This is a genomic window from Cysteiniphilum sp. GTC20157, from assembly GCF_055396795.1.
Window position 1 is genome coordinate 2,204,076 of record NZ_AP044698.1, and the last position, 16,816, is coordinate 2,220,891.

Annotated in this window: 11 protein-coding genes; 4 read left to right on the top strand and 7 right to left on the bottom strand. The window is 39.5% G+C overall.

Annotated features, from left to right (window positions below; genetic code table 11):
• Nucleotide 1: 1 nt before the first annotated feature.
• The 3 genes from ACZ5V8_RS09975 to ACZ5V8_RS09985 form a co-directional block, all read right to left on the bottom strand.
• Nucleotides 2–1,030 carry a helix-turn-helix transcriptional regulator gene (locus tag ACZ5V8_RS09975; RefSeq protein WP_464217653.1) on the bottom strand — a complete coding sequence of 343 codons (1,029 nt, stop codon included), beginning with the start codon at nucleotides 1,028–1,030 and terminating at the stop codon, nucleotides 2–4.
• Nucleotides 1,023–3,269: a DUF262 domain-containing protein gene (locus tag ACZ5V8_RS09980; RefSeq protein ID WP_464217654.1), complete on the bottom strand. Its 2,247-nt coding sequence runs from the start codon at nucleotides 3,267–3,269 to the stop codon at nucleotides 1,023–1,025. The genes ACZ5V8_RS09975 and ACZ5V8_RS09980 overlap by 8 nt, the downstream gene beginning before the upstream one ends.
• A gap of 96 nt (nucleotides 3,270–3,365) precedes the next feature.
• A complete protein-coding gene (locus ACZ5V8_RS09985) occupies nucleotides 3,366–3,992 on the bottom strand; it encodes a hypothetical protein (RefSeq protein ID WP_464217655.1) in 627 nt (208 codons plus the stop codon).
• Between the two features lie 384 nt (nucleotides 3,993–4,376).
• On the opposite strand from ACZ5V8_RS09985, the gene ACZ5V8_RS09990 reads away from it, so the two are divergent.
• From ACZ5V8_RS09990 to ACZ5V8_RS10005, 4 genes are all read left to right on the top strand, one after another.
• Nucleotides 4,377–5,132 (top strand): nuclease-related domain-containing protein, encoded by a 756-nt coding sequence (locus tag ACZ5V8_RS09990; RefSeq protein WP_464217656.1) that lies wholly within the window; start codon nucleotides 4,377–4,379, stop codon nucleotides 5,130–5,132.
• A gap of 253 nt (nucleotides 5,133–5,385) precedes the next feature.
• Nucleotides 5,386–8,814: a DEAD/DEAH box helicase family protein gene (locus tag ACZ5V8_RS09995; RefSeq protein WP_464217657.1), complete on the top strand. Its 3,429-nt coding sequence runs from the start codon at nucleotides 5,386–5,388 to the stop codon at nucleotides 8,812–8,814.
• Nucleotides 8,815–9,202: 388 nt separating this feature from the next.
• Nucleotides 9,203–10,735, top strand: coding sequence for a class I SAM-dependent DNA methyltransferase (locus tag ACZ5V8_RS10000; protein ID WP_464217658.1), 1,533 nt, complete (start codon nucleotides 9,203–9,205; stop codon nucleotides 10,733–10,735).
• Entirely contained in the window at nucleotides 10,732–11,862 is a 1,131-nt protein-coding gene (locus ACZ5V8_RS10005; RefSeq protein WP_464217659.1) for a restriction endonuclease subunit S, read from the top strand. Before ACZ5V8_RS10000 ends, ACZ5V8_RS10005 begins: the two co-directional genes overlap by 4 nt.
• A gap of 641 nt (nucleotides 11,863–12,503) precedes the next feature.
• Here ACZ5V8_RS10005 and ACZ5V8_RS10010 read toward each other — a convergent pair.
• The 4 genes from ACZ5V8_RS10010 to ACZ5V8_RS10025 all read right to left on the bottom strand — a co-directional run bounded on the left by ACZ5V8_RS10010 (nucleotide 12,504) and on the right by ACZ5V8_RS10025 (nucleotide 16,766).
• The gene (locus ACZ5V8_RS10010; RefSeq protein ID WP_464217660.1) at nucleotides 12,504–12,887 is read right to left on the bottom strand and encodes an endonuclease domain-containing protein; all 384 of its coding nucleotides are present in this window, start codon (nucleotides 12,885–12,887) and stop codon (nucleotides 12,504–12,506) included.
• 564 nt (nucleotides 12,888–13,451) lie between these two features.
• Entirely contained in the window at nucleotides 13,452–14,030 is a 579-nt protein-coding gene (locus tag ACZ5V8_RS10015; protein ID WP_464217661.1) for a LemA family protein, read from the bottom strand.
• A 12-nt stretch (nucleotides 14,031–14,042) separates the two neighbouring features.
• Complete coding sequence (locus ACZ5V8_RS10020) at nucleotides 14,043–15,023, bottom strand: hypothetical protein (RefSeq protein WP_464217662.1); 981 nt, start codon at nucleotides 15,021–15,023, stop codon at nucleotides 14,043–14,045.
• A 306-nt stretch (nucleotides 15,024–15,329) separates the two neighbouring features.
• A complete protein-coding gene (locus ACZ5V8_RS10025; RefSeq protein WP_440617524.1) occupies nucleotides 15,330–16,766 on the bottom strand; it encodes a catalase in 1,437 nt (478 codons plus the stop codon).
• Nucleotides 16,767–16,816: the final 50 nt, after the last annotated feature.

The window sequence follows — 16,816 nt, forward strand, 5'->3', positions numbered from 1 at the left end:
TTTAAAAATATCTAGCCGTCATTTGCTTTAAATGATTGGCAATACGCTCACGTAATACCTGAGGCTCAACCACCTCAAGATGCGCTCCAAATCCGAGCACCCACCAAACAAATTCGCCACTAATCTTTAACGTTGCGCTAATCTCAGTGTAGTCTGGATGATGAGTAATAAACTGATCATCTGCGAGTTTATTTTCTTCAAAGTGAAGTCCTGTATCATAGCGTTCATTGCGGTAAGCTCTTAATACAATTTTTTCAGGCTCCGCTGTTAAATATTCAATGCTCTTTTCTACTGCACGGTGTAAGTCAAAATCCTTAGGATAAATAAATGGCTCATCAAGTACTTCTACTTGCTGAATGCGCTGCATATGTAAAGAGCGTCTGCTATTAGGATCATCATCTTCTTTTTGTAGCCATAGATACATCGCATGGTCTTTAATTGATAAGCCTAACGGCATTCCTTCATAACGATCAATATGCGTTTTGCCGCGCTTTATGTAATCAAGTCGCACACGCTGTTCGTGATAAATTGCCTCAGTCAATTTAGCAAAAACCTGCTCATTAATCGCAGCTGCTTTGAGAACCGCACTGCGAGAGGTCATCGTAAACTTATCGATCCATGAGCGACTGGTTCGATATTTGCTTTTCATTAATGTTTTATGTGCATGCTCAACAACCGGGGTGATTTTTTGATTTACATTTACAGGCGTCAAATAGCGCAAGTGTGAATCCGCAAACAACAAGTACAACGCCACATCTTGCGAAAAACGTGAAAAATTTAGAAAGCTGGCATTATGATCCCATGAGTAGTAATTAGCCCGCCCTTTTTTGCTAATCACCAACGCCTCTAAGTCCTGCAAAAACTCAAGGTCACGTTCGCACGTTTTTTTAGTGATTTGCGCACCATGCTCACACATTTTCCGATGCAAATCACTTGTACTAATACACTGTGGCGACAATGGGATATTGTTAAATAAAAACAATAGACGCCCTAGTTTAGTATTAACCTGAGCAAGTGCATTATCAAACATATGCTACTTCTTCAGTTATATTTCCAACCATCGTTTGAGTTGTGTTCATCCACAACATATCAGCAAATGTCTTATACACATTATTGAGCCATACGTCTGCCTGCAGTTGTTCTGTTTCAATTGTATCTTGAGCCTGTTGTTTTGCTTGCTTGTACATAGCAAACTTATCAAATAAATGCTTTTTAATACTCTGCTCTAATAAAACCCCTTTGTCACTGAACGCAGTTTCACCCTTAAGGTATGAACGATAACAAGCATCCTCTGCTACCTGATGCAATACCTTCTGATAGTTTTCTTCGCCCTCCCAAAGCTGTTCTTGCTGCACCCATTTAATATCTAATGGTATCAAGGTGGCATTACCCCAACGATCAGGGAAATTTTTACTTCTTTGCTCAAGCGCCGTAATTTGAAAACGATGTCCTGAGGTTGTAGTACTTTTTTCATCTGCCATTTTCAACAAGTTAAATGCCTCAAGACACAGTAACTGTTCATCGGCAAAACTACTTAAAACTGCAAGTTTAGTGAAAACTCGCAGTTTAGTTACGCCAAGAATATCATTTTGTGCAACACGCTGCTGCCATAACAATTGATCATCTAAGCCATCTTCTTTTGCCTTTCTATGCAAATATATTTTGAGCGTTGCTGCACTGATATCACCAATATACTCACGCCAAAAACCATCCATTGTTGTTTTAATCGGTGCATTGAGCGCTTTTAGCCTTGAAAGCATAACAAAAGCACTTAACAATCTAACCCCTTCTTTGAAGTCATGTATAGAATGCAATCTCAAGGCACTCAACAATGGGCGCAAGATATTCCACTCAGTCTCTTTTAAAAAGCTCAATAACAAAGCATCGCTTGCTAGAAGTCCATCATAGACAAAGTTATCTGCCACCTTTTTGTGATTGATAAACGCATAGCTAAACATCAAGTGATCATGAATAGTTTGTACAAACTGCGTTTTTTGCTCGCTGGCGCTTGGGTCAATGGCAAGATATTGCTCAATTAAAAATTGACGCTGCGCTTTTAAGCTCTTATTTACTTTACTATTACCACCTGTGAAGATATAGCCAAAATCAGCGATGAAAGCCTCCAGCAACTTAGGCTTGGTCTTATTTGGTTTGTCATTTAATAATGCTTGAATTGCTTCAATTAATTGATATTCAGTCGAATGCTGATATGCCTGATGCCCAACATAGCGAATCACCTCTGGCTTAAAAGTATCAATGGCATTTAATGGCTCTCCCGTTGTGTTTAAGGCTTGGAAAATATTATGTGAATAAGAGTTTTTAGTCACACTAATTACCGTAAAAGCACAACGATACAAAATAAAATCCGTTAAATACAACAATGCTGCTGCTTCTTTTAAAAGTGACTCTTTTTCACCTTTTAATCCACTATTTGCATCGGTAATACCCAACAAGTCAAAACCCTTTAAATAGGCACATAAATGACTATCATTTGCTGTAAATGCGCTTATCATCTCATCTGATTGAATCGCAGTTTTAATCTCGGCATCTATGCTTTTAAACAAATCGCGCAACGCACCATCATAGCCGCGATCCGTTGGACGCAACTGAAACAAATAGGATGCAACACTTGATGTATAAAGCGCTTTGCTACTTGATGTTGACCAGCAATCGTCATACATGCGGATAATGCGTGGATAAAATCCATATTGATTATCCTCAAGACTACTATCCATCATTCTTATACGACAAATATCCGTTGTTGCTCCCACTGCTGTGCCAATACAGGCACTGATATCACTGTAAATGCTTAAAATTCGTGTCTTATCGATCGCTGTATCGTCATCCAACTTTTCAAAGTAACGTTTATCTTCTTTTAACTTTTTGTTTATTTGCTGTAAGCGCTGATATAGTCTCGCTGCCACTAATGTAAATGTTGTTAGACGCTGCTGACCATCCACCACAACAGATACCTGTGATGGCATGGATCTTGGGTCACATGGTTCAATGTCTAAGTTACCATTATTATCTTCAACCAATACAATCGCACCAAAAAACACCAATGCAGATAAATCATCAGAGAACATTCCTTCTTTGATGCTATTAAACAGGTCACTCATATTAGTTTTTGCATCAGCATCCCAAGCATAGGGACGTTGATAGCTTGGAATATAGTAACCATTTTTTTGCGCTAGCGTCATATAGACATTTTTCGGGGTTGAGGTAAAAATACCATCAACATTAATTTTCATTCCTTCATAACGAGTCATTGACATCTCCTAAACAGCATTCGATCTATTGATTATTATCTTAAATACAGCATGCGACAAATAATGTCTCATTATACGTTTTTATTTTTTTATTTTCTATTTTTTTGATAAATCCCATACAACCTTAAAGCCTCTCTCATTGATTTGCTTCACATATGAAAAAACCAAATTATTACGACTTAACGCCGTTTGTGACCAAAAATCATGATACATCTGTTGTATCATCTCCAATTTTCTTGCATCTGATTTATTTTGCACGAGTTTACTAATCACTTCCTCAAAGCAGAAAATTTTTTTATGATACTCATCGTAACCATAAAAGCGTGGTAACTGTTTCACATCGCCATAGCCTCGAATATATTGCTCATGATATTGAACAATAACCTCACTCAAACAAAAGTATTGAACCTCTTTTTCATATGAGCGCAAATACAATACATCTACATTTTCCAACTGTGGGTTATACTGCTCATTTTCCAGCATCAAAGGCAATTTTAATGCCATATCACTCAAACGCCTTTGTGTGTAAATATTACCTAATAATGCGTATTGCTTATGATGAATTAAACTCAGTTTTTCATGCAAAAAATTTTTGGTCGCATCAAGACTTTTTTGCAACACTGTCTGCGAACAATTAAATACTAAAGCATCTCTGCTACCGTATAATTCGGCGATAGAGCAAAGTCCAGCTTTTGCCACAGCGCCAAGTGAGGGTAAACTCATGTTACACCTGTAGATAATCATTTAAACTGTGCTAAATGATAAGGCGCTTAGCGTTTTTTTCAACTTAATATTACTTATCTTTTTATCGTCTGTAACTCAAGTCTCTTATTTAAGACATTACCCTTTCGGATAAAAAACTGGAATTATGCACTTTAGAAAAACAATGGTTTTATAAACACCCCGTCAGCCGGCGGCTGCCACCCCGCTTGCAAAGAGGGGAGTGTAAAATCACCTTTGCCTAATTCCCCTCTTTACAAGAGGGGTGCCGAGTTTACGAGGCGGGGTGTTGAGCTAGCAAAAGTACATAACTTCAATAAAAAACTTTGTTGCTTTTAAATTTTCAAGTCGATAGCATAAAAACAAAGACACAATACAATCAAAATCATGGCTGATTTATCTTATATCAAAAACAATCAATTACGCAGCGATGTTAAGCAACAACAAAAAACCAGATTCAAACAGTCTATGAAGTTTGGGTTTATTGTTTCTATGATTGCTTTTCTGGGCTTATTTTTTTATGGGTTCACTTTTCAAGCAAGTGTCGTAACAGGCGGGATTATACTACTCCTATGGTTTGTTATCGCTGCCGCTACCGGCAATAGCACACAGGATGCAATCAAACTTTCCGGCGCTCAAGGTGAAGATGAAGCACTATATATTCTTAAAAATCTCCCTGCTGATTATACAATATTCAATCAAGTCAACCTCCCTGACAATCGCTCATCAACAGGATATAGCGAAGCTGACTTTATCATTCATTCACCGAAAGCCACCTTTGTTGTTGAAGTTAAACATAATAGTGGCAATATTTTCATCGATCCTGCAGCAGATTCATGGCAAATCATCAAAACCGGACGCAAAGGCGGTCAGTACGAGGCATCAATGCGTAACCCGCTAAAACAATCGTATAAGCAGCGTATTTTACTAATCAATTACTTCAAACAAGAACACTGTTTTAGCCCAATCCAAAATATTGTTTTACTATCCAACCCAGGCGCTTCCGTGATTGGTGATGTACCACAAAATGCGATTATTTGCACACAATCCGACATACTGCATACCATACAAAACCATCAACCAAAACACCAAGTTAAAAACCATGCAAAAGTGCTCTCATCTATCGCGAAACTCGTTAACTAGCCAAATTATAAACTATGCAATAATCAGTTAAATTGCTGATATTCTTCAATACCCACCTCGCAAACTTAAGCACCCCTCTTTGCAAGGAGGAGAATGTAAAATCACCTTTGCCTAATTCCCTCTTTGCAAGAAGGGTGGCAGCCGCAGGCTGACGGGGTGTTAACGCATAACATATTTAACAAGAGCCAATGCTACTTATGATTAATAAAGCATGGTATTATGGCACGCATAATTTAGAATGGAGCTAAAGCACATGATGGATTCTAATTTCTCATTTTTAAGCAAATACATGACGCACGAGTTGGTCATTATTCAATATGCTGAAAAATATCTGGATAGCGACCCTAATGGCAGTGCTACGAAATCACGTACGTTTACCGAGATGCTTGTTAAGCGCATGTATCGAGCCTATCATTTGCAAATTCCTTACACTAACAACTTAGCCTCACTGCTACAAAATGATGACTTTACTGATTTTGTCGGCAAAGAAGTCATAAGCCACCTAACACGTGTACGCTTCTGTGGAAATGACTCAACGCATGAACATAAGGCAACAACAAACCAAGCTTTTGAAGCCTTGCAAAGTGTGTATCTAGTCTCGGCATGGTTTGCCATTAGTCAAGGCTGGATCACTAAAGATCAACTACCGCGCTTCAAAAAGCCAGTTCCTCGCCAACTACCTACCTTGGAAGAGCAGGAAGTAAAAAAAGCAAAAGAAGATAAAAAAGCATTAGAAGATAAAATCAAACAACTTGAAGAAAAACTTCTAGAACAAAGTAAGACTCTAGCTAAGCAAGAAGTCACCACCTTAGCCACTGGAGAAATAGCTGCTATCAAAGAGCGAGGCAGAGCAAGCCAAAGCACACTGGATCTTAAGGAAGTCAGTACACGCGACATCATTAACGGCATGTTAATCGAAGCTAATTGGCGCCTACCACAAGATAACGATCCTAACGTGATCGATGAGTTTCGTATTGCTGAACAATACCGCAATAAGTCAAATCATGGCTATGCCGACTTTGTCCTTTTGGGCAAAAATGGCAAGGTCATTGGTGTGATTGAAGCAAAATCACCTAAGAAAGATGCGAGTGCTGGGAAGTCGCAAGCCAGACTCTATGCCGATGGCATTGAAGCAAAGCAAGGTTTGCGCCCTGTGATTTTTTACAGTAATGGGTATGAAACTTATATTTGGCTTGATCAGACAGAGCAAACACCTCGCCGCCTTTATGGCTTTTATTCACAGGATGACCTTGAATACGCACTGCAAAAACAGATCTATCGCAAGCCTATAGCTAACTTAAGCAAAAACACCGAGATCGCTAACCGTGCTTATCAACTCAATGCCGTTGCTACCGTTGCTGAGCAGTTTGGCCGCGGACTCACCACCAAAGATCGTAAAGCCTTACTTGTCCTTGCAACTGGTACAGGCAAGACGCGTGTTGCTATAAGCATTTGTGACATGTTACTGCGCGCAGGATTAGCTAAGCGGATTTTATTCTTATGTGATCGGCTTGCCCTACGCAATCAAGCTGAAACACGCTTCAGAGAGTTTTTAACCAATGAGCCGATTGCCTTAATTGATGAAAAATCTGCAAGCACACAAGATGCCCGCATTTATCTTGCAACCTACAACACGATGAATAATTACTTTAACCGTTTTAGTGTCGGCTTTTTTGATTTGATTATTAGCGATGAATCGCATCGCGGCATTTACAATACCTATCGCAGTTTATTTTTGTATTATGACTCTTTTCAGCTCGGGTTAACGGCAACACCTGTTAACTTCACTAACCGCCATACCTTTGAGTTTTTTGAGTGCGAAGATGGTGTTCCTACATTTCATTACAGTTATGAACAAGGTGTTGCCGAAGGCTTTCTGTGCGACTATAAAAACATCGAAAACTCAACCCAGTTTACCCGCGATGGTGTCAAATACCACGAACTCACCACTAAACAAAAGCTCGAGTTTGAAGAGTCCTTTAATATCGATGAAGATGCTAGTGACGAGGATAAAGAAAAGCACAACATTGAAGCATCGCATATCAACAAGAAAATCTTTCTAAAAAGTACTTGTCAGCAGATTATGCGTAATCTTATGGATAACGGCATCAAGTCAGCTGTTGATGGTCTTGTTGGCAAAACCATCGTCTTTGCACAAAACAACAACCATGCATTAACACTTAAAGAGGTATTTGATGAGCTATACCCTGAGCTTCAGGCACGCAACTTTTGCACAGTAATCACCTCCAAAGAAGAGCATAGTGCCGAGATGTTCTTACCCTACTTTACGGGTGACAAAACAGATAATAGCAAAGATGTACGCATAGCTATTTCGGTAGATATGCTTGATACGGGTATTGATATCCCTGAGATCGTTAACCTAGTGTTTGCCAAATCCGTGCGCTCATACACTAAGTTTTTGCAAATGATTGGTCGTGGTACACGTACTTGCGAGAATTTATTTGGTCCGGATAAACACAAAGAATATTTCCAGATTTTTGATCATCATGGCAATTTTAACCATTTTGGCGAACGTCAAACTATCGCACAGCCTTCACATTCACGCTCAACCTCTGAGCGTATTATGCTAAAGCGCATAGCACTAGCTGAGCTATTTAATTCACGTGATCAAAAAACTGACTTTGATCATGTTATCGCACTTATCAAAGAAGACCTTGTTGCTTTACCACGCAATAACATTTGTATTAAGGAACGTCTAAGAGATATTGATGCCATCCTTGCTGCCAATACGCTCAAAATCTTCAAACCACAAACCATTCACACCCTTAAAGATATTGCCTACTTAATGCAATATTTGCCTAAAAACGGTCACTCACAATCTAATGACTTTGATCACCTGATGACGCAGTACGCACTCGAAGTGGAAAAAGGTGGAAGTAAGGCACCCAAAATCGCTGATGGTATCAAAGAGCTGTTAAGTCGACTTAACCCAGATATCTGTAAGGCGCATTTTGAGCAAATCAAAGCTTTGGTTGAAACCGATGCGCTTGAAAACGCTAAATTTAATGAGCTTGAGACAATCCGCAACCAATTACGCGATCTAATGGCAACGCTTAATCGAGCAGATTACACTGAATACCTTAATCGTATTGTCATCGATATCGAAGAAAATCCCGATAAGATCATTTACCGCGAATGCAAATATCGAGCCTATGGTGAACGCACGATTGATTACGCCAAATGTAAGGATGACTTCCAAAGGAAATTATTACCATTATTCGATCAATATGCCTTGTTAGACAAAATCTTTAACAGCGATGCTCAGCTAAGTAGTGATGAGATCGCTCAAGTGATGATCATTATTGAAAAAGACGCCAACATCCCGTTAACAGAGGCCTATGACTTTTTTCCTGAGTCAAAAGATAATATCTCCAAGTTATTACGTGCCATTTTCCCGCGTAACCCACTAGAGATTAATAAAGCTTTTAATGCGTTTATTGAAGCACACCCAAATCTTAGCGCGACCGCCATGCAAGCGATTGATATGCTCAAGCGCCAGATTATTCGCAATGGCTTTGTTGCTGCAGAAGATATTATTAGCGCACCATTTACCAGCTTATCTAGTGCAGGATTACTGAATGTCTTTAACGACCCTTTGATAATGGGGACGGTTATGCAAACTCTGGTTACACCCTTTTTACACAAACCCGCTGCTAACTAGTGGGAGTTAAACACTTTTATTTCAACACCCCGCCTCGCTAGCTTAAGCACCCCTCTTGCAAAGAGGGGCATTTAAAATCACCTTTGCCCCATTCCCCTCTTTGCAAGAGGGGTGGCAACCGCAGGTTGACGGGGTAATTTCAAAACCATGTTTTCTCTAAATTCCAGCAATTTAGTCAACACACCATTCATTTACTGCACATAGCTCCAATAACCAAATGCACTCAATTCCCCTCTTTGCAAGAGGGGTGGCAGCCGTAGGCTGACAGGGTGTTGGCAAAAGCAAAGCACGCACCGACAATCATACTCAAAAATCTATTTACAATCCTTAGCCTTTTACGTTATAACAACTGCCATTGATAAAGCATCTACTCTAAGACAAATCTCATATGATTACAGGCGATTTAAAAAGTAAAATTGATAGCATCTGGTTGCACTTTCACACCGGTGGCGTCACCAATCCTTTAACGGTTATTGAGCAGATTTCTTTTTTGATGTTCTTGCGCCTCTTGGATATCAAAGAAAGCAACAATGAACTCCAAGCACGCTGGATTAACACAGAGTTCACACCCATTTTCAAAGCTAATGAGCAGCATCTACGGTGGTCGCACTTCAAAAATTTGCCTGCAGGCGAGGTATTTGAAACGGTGCGTGATGAAGTGTTTAAACATATGCGTGAATTAGCTGATGGCACCGATAATAAGCTTGGCAAGTACATGAAAGATGCGCAACTGATGATCCAAAAACCATCGCTATTAACCAAAGCCATTGAGATGATCGATAACTTACCGATTACCAATAATGACGTCAAAGGTGATTTGTACGAATATCTCTTATCCAAACTTACAACAGCAGGCATTAATGGCCAGTTTCGCACACCAAGACACATCATCAAAATGATGGTTGAGATCATGGATCCTAACCCTGAATATGAACGTATTTGTGATCCGGCATGCGGTACTGCGGGATTTCTGGTTGCGACTATGGAGTATTTACAAAAAACCTTTACCTCAGAAAAGGGCGCCATACCTCGTGAAGACGGACAAAAAACCTATAGCGGCGATATGCTGACACCTTATCGCCAACATATCCAAAGTGATCTATTGCACGGCTTTGACTTCGATACAACGATGTTAAGAATTGCCGCAATGAACCTCATGCTCCACGGCATTGACACCCCACTTATTCACTATCAAGATACGTTAGCTAAGGGCTTTAGCAAAGATGATAAGGGCAACAGACAGCTTTATGCACATGAGTATTTTGATCTAATCCTTGCCAACCCACCGTTTAAAGGGAGTCTGGATGCCGATGATGTTGCTGCTGATATTTTAAATGTTGTTAGCACCAAAAAAACCGAGCTGTTATTTTTAGCTCTAATTTTACGCATGCTTAAAAATGGTGGCAGATCAGCAACGATCGTGCCCGATGGCGTGTTATTTGGCTCATCTAAAGCACATGTTGCAATTCGTAAAAAGCTCGTTGAAGAAAACGCATTAAAAGGCGTTATCGCCTTACCTTCTGGAGTATTCAAGCCATATGCTGGTGTTTCCACTGCGATTTTAATTTTCCAAAAAGCAGGCAAAACCGACAAAACCTTTTACTACAATGTTAAAAACGATGGTTTTTCACTGGATGATAAGCGTAATCCAATCGCTGACAATGACCTACCAGATTTAATCGACAAATGGCGCAAGCAGGCAACTCTTGATCTAACGGATAAAACCCAACAAGCCTTTGTTGTCGATATCGAAGATATTCGTGCCAATAACTATGATCTATCGATTAACCGCTATCAAGAGATTGAGCATCAAGAAATTAACTACCCGCCAACGGCGGAAATACTGGCTGACATTAATAAACTTGAGCAGCAGATTCAAACCGGACTGAACAATTTACAGCAATTATTGGAGGCAAAATGATGCTGACTGTTCAGCTTGCCAACATTTGTAAAATATCAAAAGGGAAAAAGGTTTCAGAAACTGAATCTTCAGAACTACGTTACATACAGATCGATGATTTAAGGCATAACAACAACATCAAATATGCCAACACAAAAGATAAGCATGTACATTGTACAGAAAATGATATTTTAATCGCATGGGATGGTGCTAATGCTGGCACCATCGGTTACAATCTCAAGGGTGCCATTGGTAGCACATTGGCAAAAATAACATTAACAAGCGATGTTTTATATCCTCCTTATATTGCTAAATTCCTTCAATCTAAGTTTGATTTTCTGCAACAAACTAGTACAGGCGCTACTATCCCTCATATATCAAAAACTGCTTTACTCTCGCTAACGATCAAAACACCATCCATAACAACACAACAAAAAATAGCTGCCATTCTTGATCAGGCGCAAGCCTTAATTGATTGTCGTAAACAACAAATAGCACAACTTGATCAACTGGCACAAAGTACCTTTTTGGAAATGTTTGGTGATCCGATAACGAATCCGATGGGGTGGGAAACATTACCTTTTTCAGATATTGCAGAAATTAATAGAGGCGTCTCAAAACACAGACCTCGCAATGATCCAAGGTTATTAGGGGGAGCCTACCCACTAATTCAAACTGGAGATGTATCCCGAGCAAATAGATACATTAAGACATATAATAGCACCTATTCAGATTTGGGGTTATCTCAAAGCAAACTTTGGAAGGCAGGAACCTTATGTATTACGATTGCAGCTAATATTGCGGATGCTGCAATATTAGAGTTTAACGCTTGCTTTCCAGATAGCGTTGTTGGTGTAATTGTACACCCTTATAAGACGAACAATATATATATACACTCAGTACTTTTACACTTGAAAAACACTATTGATTCCAAAGCAACTCAAGTTGCTCAAAAAAATATTAACTTGCCAGTATTACGAAATTTATTGCTGCCAATCCCCCCATTAAAAAAACAAAACCAATTTGCCTCAATTATTGAAAATATTGAAGCGCAAAAATCACAGTTGCAGCAAAGTTTAGGTCAGCTTGAAATGCAGTTTAATGCCTTAATACAACGCGCGTTTAACGGTGAGTTAATCCCTGAGTAAGCAACACCCCGTCAGCCTGCGGCTGCCACCCCTCTTGCAAAGAGGGGAATTTATAACCAGCGCCATAGCTCGATACTATATTCTATCTATTTCACAAGCATCTCCAAGCGTGCCATACAATTACAACCTCCCAGACACCTCAAGTCACTGCAGACCTTACCCCCCTGAATAACTTGCTGTTTTTTGTTCGATTCCAACCATCAAGAGCACCCGCAAGTTATTGCACTGTTTAGTTGCGGCGCAGCCGCTTAGGGTGCTCTTACTAAGAAGAGGGGTGGGAATAAAGTCCCTTGCTTGTCTTGTCGACCTTAAATCCCATTCTTTTTGTCTCGCAGCCATAGTATCAAAAATTGCCCAGATGTTTTATAGAGTATTCATATCAAATCACCGACAAGCTTGGATTTAAGCGACTCACCCAATTCCCCTCTTTGCAAGAGGGGTGCCGCGCTTGCGCGGCGGGGTGTTTTAAAAACCATGTTTCCTCTAAGATGCGTAACTCTAGCGACACGCTCAACACGTCATTCATTCACTGTACATAGTCCCAATAACCAAATACACTCTATTCCCCTCTTTGCAAGAGGGGGTGGCAGCGGTAGGCTGACGGGGTGTTGAGAAAGCACGCTCTTTACTTTTGAAGTATATTACCCATCGATCAAACGCTGACGCGACTCTAGAGCACGCTTAAGATAATCCATCACACCTTGAAGATTACGTTTTACGTCTTGATCCAAAATATGAATTACTTGCAATTGGTACTGGCATAAATAGCCTTCTCTTTCTGCATCGTATGCCACTTTAAAGTCATGGCTATAGCCATCCACTTCAATCACCACACCTAAACGATGGCAGTAAAAATCGACAATATAATTGCCAACAATCTTTTGCCGGTCAAACTTTAAACCAAGAAGTTGCTTTGCCTTTAACTCTTGCCATAACAGCACCTCTGATAAATTTCCAGCCTTCCTCAGCTCGCGAGCATAGACCTTTAAACGATTATTTTGTGGTAATTTATCCCACAGATACATGACAAGTCCAATATTGCTATACCATAGCAATAGTATAGCTAGCGGTTTAAATTCTAGACGCTATTTTTAAACACCCCGTCAGCCTGCGGCTGCCACCCCTCTTGCAAAGAGGGGAATTTATGATCATTGCCACAGCTACGATGCTATGCTTTATCTATTTCATCAACATCACAAATATGCCGTACAACTAAACTCAAATAACCACAGGTCTTAACTTTCCTATTACAAAGCAAGGGGAGTTTATAATCATTGCCATATTGACTATATGATATGCCATTGATTTTATAGGGCGCCGAAAATACAGCACCATGCCATTAGCTCATATACTTTAACCAATCACTAACCTTAACTTCCTTCTCCCAATAAGAATCGATGCCAAGAATTGTCAGAATGTTGAAAAGTCATCATATTACATCACTGTATAACCTTCGATTTAAGCGACTCACCCCATTCCCCTCTTTGCAAGAGGGGGTGCCGCGCTTGCGCGGCGGGGTGTTGAGAAAGCACGCTTTACATTCTTACCTATTAATCAATTTCTAAGCAGACTTGCAAGCATTACATCATTTAAAAATTTGGTTGATATTCAAAATTCATTTGCGCTTCATTATCATGAAATGGCTTTAATATTTTGCGCTTTAAAAACAGTGCATTAATCGTATTACTTGGAAACATTTGTAGTTTATCATTAAATAGCGCCACGGTATGGTTATAAACGCTAATGGCAGCGGTTACATTTTCCTGAGTTTCACGCCAGTCTGTCATCAACTGCTGAAACACATTACTTGCTTTTAGATCAGGATAATTCTCAATTTGAAGTTGCAGACCTTTATTAAGCTCACTTGCTAAATTTTGCACAGTCTTTAATTTCTGAGGTTCAATATCAGATTGATCGAGTGATGCTATGGCTTGGCGCAATTGTGTTATTTGCATCTGTGTCTGCCCTTCAAAGCTTGTGTATCCCTTACATAATTGCTCAAGCTCGGGCATTAATTTTAACTTGTTGCGTTCATAGGCAATAACGTCCGCCCAGCCGCGTTTAGCACGGTTCTCTGCATTAATGATGGCATTGAACAATGCAATCATAATGAGCAATAAAATCGCGACAATCCCGCCAATGATGTACCATTGATAAGTTGCTAACATTTGTCTCTCCTTCTAATTAATTTTTAAGTCTTGTTGCAAAATCTGCATCAACGCATGGTATTTATGAAAATGCGCTTGCTGTAAATAGTCTCTAAATAGCAAGATCTTACGGCTACTTACCTCAGCGCGTAATGACAAAAGATTCTTGCCTTCATAGCTAATACATATCCCATGCTCATTACTTTGTAGATAGAAACCACTTGGTAAGCTTGATTTAAGTGATGCTAATTTCTCAGCACGTGCAGGTGTAAAATACTTGGCAAGTTCAATTTCATTCCCCAAATCTATGCGATAGTGTTTATTGAAGTTTGGTGAGGTTGGATGCCAGATTTTTTTGTTGGTAAACCAGCCAAAGCCAAAACTTATTTTTGGAAAATCAATATTCTGTAATAGCAAGCCATGAATATAATGACTCGTATAGCTTACGTCAGTTTTAGTATTCCCCTTTTCATCTGTGGTAGTTGTCTCGTGTTTTGTTTCATAAAAATATTCAAACTTGATATGTTTAAGCCCGCCTAACTCACTATCAACACACATATGAAAACCATTTGAGCGGTCACCAACGGGAAATCGCTTGAATTGTTCGCGCAACTTCTTAGCGCTAAATGATTTATTTTCAACAATCCCGTATCGTAATTTGAGCATCTTATTAAAGCTACATTTTGTGAGTCTAGAAACAGCATGACTTAATGGGTATACAAACTGCACATAGACAAGTAATGCCGCAAAAAAACTAAGGCCTGATGTTACCAACAACTTAATTTGCCATTCTTTGGCATATAACTCAAAAGCACTGTAACCAACAGTGATGCCTATCGCGAAGAACAACCAAATAAAAACCCATGCTTTTGTTGTACCAAAGGAGATATCATGCTCATACATTGGCAAATCCTCTGCCGCTGCACTTAGGCTTTGCTCAACCTTTGTCAAAGTTGTGGCATCATTGACTGCATTGATCGCGTTATGCAACGTTGTTAAAACTTTATTATTCATCACAAGCTCCTTATTGCGTTGATAAGCAATAAGATAAACAGCACTTGCGACATATAACGTCGCATCTGAAGATTTTTTAGAGAATTTTACAAATTCTGCGCTTTATGCTGTAGCTGGTAATCACTTCACATGTTTGATCATAAAAATCAATTGAATCACTAGAGACTAAAATGCTTGAGTTTTATTGAATAACACCACACCACATTCTCGCCCCTCCACCGCCGTAGCCAATGTATTTAATATTTTCATTCTAAAGTCCTCCATGATTACGATTACAATTAAGGTTAAGATTTATATTTTGACACTTCATTGCTGCATTAGCGCTGCCTCTACATACTTCTTGTATTCAGGATGTGCTAAGTTAAATTGCTCAAGCATTATGGCTTGCACTTCTTTTGTTGCATGCACTAATCCGCCGGCGATATTATGTGCTAACTGCTGCTTTTGTGATTCACTCATCAATTGAAATAAATCCCCTGCTTGTGAGTAATTATCCTCAGCTTGTGCATCATAATAATCAATATCACCAGATTGTCTTAATGGTGGTTCTTGATATTGAGGTGCTTCAGTTGGCGCACTGGTTTGCTGGTTAGGGTAAAAGTTAACACTATTATCTTGAGAGATATCTAAACCAGTGCCAGCCATTGCTCCATCACGTTGATAATTATGCATGGGGCATTTTGGCGCGTTAACTGGTAAATGATGCGCGTTAACACCAACACGATGGCGATGCGCATCTTGATAGGCAAGCAGTCTTGCTTGCAACATTTTATCAGGAGAAGCGCCCGTACCAGGCACAAGATTACTTGGCGCAAAGGTTGATTGCTCAACTTCAGCAAAATAATTGTCAACATTACGATTTAATTCAATTACACCAATCTTTTGCAATGGGAAATCAGCATGCGGCCAGACTTTGGTTAAGTCAAATGGATTAATATGATAATTTTGCGCCTCTTGTTCTGTCATCACCTGAATATTGACATCCCACTTTGGAAAATCACCCTTGGCAATAGTATCAAAAAGATCCTTTTGCGCACCAAACCCAGGCATTTTAGCTGCTTCTTCCTCGCTTAAATTCTCTATACCTTGCTGGGTTTTAAAGTGCCATTTGACCCAAAAACGCTCACCTTTAGCATTATACAAACTTAACGTATGTGAGCCAAACATATGCATATGACGATAGCTCTTAGGAATGCCACGATCAGACATTAAAATGGTCATTTGATGTAATGATTGTGGATTTTTGGACCAGAACTCATACATTGCTGCAGGATCTGGTAAATTGGTTTGCGGGTTTTTCTTTTGTGAATGGATAAAATCTGGGAATTTACTCGGATCTCTTAGAAAAAATACTGGTGTATTATTACCGACAATATCATAATTACCTTGTTTGGTATAAAACTTAATTGCCGTGCCGCGTGGGTCACGCGCATAATCACTTGAATCCTGACCTCCACCAACTGTGGAGAAGCGAATAAACACATCGGTTTGTTTGCCCTTGCCTTGCAAGAAATCGGCAATGCTTAAGTGTGATAAATCTTCTTCTAAAGTAAATACTCCATGGGCACCGGAACCGCGTGCATGCACAACACGCTCAGGGATGCGCTCACGATTAAAATGCGCAAGCTTCTCAAATAACCTGAAATTATCAAAGGTTAATGATCCGCGCTCACCCGCACTAATACTAGTATTATCATTGGGCACAGGTGCGCCATTATTAGTAGTTAAATATTTCTTGTCCATATTAAACTCTCCTTATTGTTGGTTATGTAACTTGTTAAAAAATTTTATAT